Source organism: Acidisphaera rubrifaciens HS-AP3, assembly GCF_000964365.1.
GTDB lineage: Bacteria > Pseudomonadota > Alphaproteobacteria > Acetobacterales > Acetobacteraceae > Acidisphaera > Acidisphaera rubrifaciens.
Window position 1 is genome coordinate 1 of the sequence record NZ_BANB01001091.1, and the last position, 451, is coordinate 451.

At 74.1% G+C, this 451-nt stretch carries 1 pseudogene; it reads left to right on the forward strand.

Features of this window, described 5'->3' with window-relative positions:
• Positions 1-144: 144 nt before the first annotated feature.
• A pseudogene (locus B8460_RS23015) lies at positions 145-451 on the forward strand (hypothetical protein); the annotation flags it as partial.

Below are 451 nucleotides of genomic sequence, written 5' to 3' on the forward strand. Positions count from 1 at the left end.
TGGTGGCGCATGCGCTGGAGCTGCTGGAGGAGGGGCAGGCGCATGTCTGCGGCCTCGCGCTCACGCGCGTCGATGCGCGGGTGCATGGCCGGGCGGGGCACGCCGATTCCGATATCTATCACCCGCGCTATGGCGGGTATTTCCGTGAGTAAGGCCGCGTGCGTGCTGGCGGCGGCGGGGCTGCTGCTGTGGCCGGCGGTGCTGAACGGGTATCCGCTGCTGTTCGCCGACAGCGGCACCTATGCGGCGCAGGTGGCGGAGCGCGTGCTCGGCTGGGACCGGCCGCCTTTCTACGGGCTGCTGGTGGCGGCGCTGGGCTGGAACGTGAGCCTGTGGCCCGTGGTGGCGGCGCAGGCGCTGGCGGTCGCGGTCGGGCTCGCGGTGCTGCTGGCGGCGTTGGGGGACCGGGTCGCGTCGTGGCGGCTGCCGGCGCTGGCGGCGATGCTGGCGG